We start from the raw sequence: 2,085 nt of genomic DNA, 5'->3' as shown, positions 1-2,085 counted from the left end.
GATCTGGCCGACCTGCTGGAGGTCGGCCAGGCCACAGCCGGCCAGCTCGTCGATCGCATGGTCCGGGGCGGCTGGGTCGAGCGGTCGCCCTCGCCCGACGACAGGCGGGCGCAGATCGTCACGGCAACGTCGAAGGCCCGGGCGATGCTGGAGGAACTCGCGCCGCGGCAATCGGCGCTCGAACATGAAATCTTCCAGGATCTGTCGGCGGACGAAAGGCGCGCCCTGCTGGCGCTGCTCGAGCGGATCAAGGCGCGGCTCGGGCGCCAGTGAAAGGGACAAGCGGCATGGAAAGGAAGACCGAATATAACATCTGGTACTGGGTGGTGGCTTTCATAGCCGTGCTTTTCATCCAGAACCTGATCGCCGGCTGGCAATCCGTCGCACCGATCAGCTACAGCCAGTTCGAGAAGTATCTCGCTGACGGGAAAATTTCCTCTGTCGCGGTCGGGTCAGACACTATCACAGGCACCTTCGCCGAACCGGTCGACGGCAAGAAGCAGTTCGTGACGACCGTAGTGAATCCCGCAATCCTGGAACGGATAGACCGGTCAGGTATCGAGATCACTGGCGTTCCGCAAAACACTTTTCTCGGCACGCTGATTTCCTGGGTGGCGCCAGCGCTTATCTTCTTCGGAATCTGGATGCTGCTGTTCCGCAAGTTCGCCGACAAGCAGGGTTTTGGCGGGTTCATGCAGGTCGGCCGCAGCAAGGCCAAGGTTTACATGGAAAAAGAAACCGGCGTCAGCTTCGCCGACGTGGCCGGTGTGGACGAGGCCAAGGCCGAGCTCGAGGAGGTCGTGGAGTTCCTCAAGAACCCGGCCGAATACGGAAAGCTGGGCGCACATATCCCCAAAGGCATATTGCTCGTTGGGCCGCCGGGCACCGGCAAGACGCTGCTGGCGCGCGCGGTGGCGGGTGAGGCCGGCGTGACCTTCTTTTCGATCTCGGGATCAGAGTTCGTCGAGATGTTCGTGGGCGTCGGTGCCGCGCGGGTGCGCGACCTCTTCGAGCAGGCCCGGAAATCCGCGCCGGCGATTATCTTCATCGACGAACTCGACGCTCTCGGGCGGGCGCGCTCCTCCGGCCAGATCGCTGGCGGCCACGATGAGCGTGAGCAGACGCTGAACCAGCTTCTGACCGAGCTCGACGGCTTCGACCCATCAGTCGGCATCGTGCTGCTTGCGGCCACGAATCGCCCGGAGATTCTCGATCCGGCGCTGTTGCGGGCCGGACGCTTTGACCGGCAGGTGCTGGTGGATCGGCCGGATAAGAAGGGACGTGTGCAGATTCTCGGCGTTCACATGAAAAAGGTGAAGCTCGCCCCGGACGTCGATGCCGAGAAGGTCGCAGCGCTCACGCCCGGCTTCTCGGGCGCCGATCTTGCCAATCTCGTCAACGAGGCAGCATTGCTCGCCACGCGCCGCAAGGCCGATGCGGTGACGATGGACGACTTCAACAATGCCGTGGAGCGCATCATCGCCGGGTTGGAAAAGAAGAACCGCGTTCTGAACCCGCGCGAGCGCGAGATCGTGGCGCACCACGAGATGGGGCACGCGCTTGTGGCGATGGCTCTGCCGGGGGTGGACCCGGTGCACAAGGTCTCGATCATCCCGCGCGGAATTGGCGCGCTCGGCTACGCTATCCAGCGCCCGACCGAGGACCGCTTCCTGATGACGCGGGAGGAGCTGGAGAACAAGATCGCAGTTCTGCTTGGCGGGCGCGCGGCCGAGAAGATCATCTACAATCATGTCTCGACCGGGGCGGCCGACGATCTGGTCAAGGCTACCGATATCGCCCGCGCCATGGTCGCGCGGTACGGGATGGACGAAGACCTCGGGCATGTCAGCTACGACACCGATCGGCCAGGCTTTCTCGGCACCGGCGACCAGTCGTCGTGGCTGAACCGCCGCTACAGCGAGGCCACTGCCGAGCGGATGGACTCGAAGGTGCGCGACATCGTGGATGGCGTGTTCAAGCGCACCCTCTCGCTTCTCGAAGCCAACCGGGCGCTGCTCGAGCAATCCGCGCAGGATCTCCTGCAACGCGAGACACTGGACGAGCCCGATCTGGTGGCAATTGGGT

The 2,085-nt window shown here is 63.6% G+C and carries 2 protein-coding genes; both read left to right on the top strand.

Annotated elements, in window-relative coordinates; all coding sequences use genetic code 11:
• Positions 1 to 273, top strand: a 273-nt coding sequence (locus tag FIB18_RS24555; protein ID WP_140023475.1) for a MarR family winged helix-turn-helix transcriptional regulator, incomplete at its 5' end; no start/stop codon positions are given.
• Between the two features lie 14 nt (positions 274 to 287).
• On the top strand, positions 288 to 2,085 hold a 1,798-nt coding region (ftsH, locus tag FIB18_RS24550; RefSeq protein WP_140023474.1), incomplete at its 3' end, for an ATP-dependent zinc metalloprotease FtsH.

Source organism: Brucella pecoris (assembly GCF_006376675.1).
In the GTDB taxonomy this organism is placed as follows: domain Bacteria; phylum Pseudomonadota; class Alphaproteobacteria; order Rhizobiales; family Rhizobiaceae; genus Brucella; species Brucella pecoris.
Note: the sequence above shows the minus strand (reverse complement) of the source record. Positions and strands in the feature narration are given on the sequence as shown.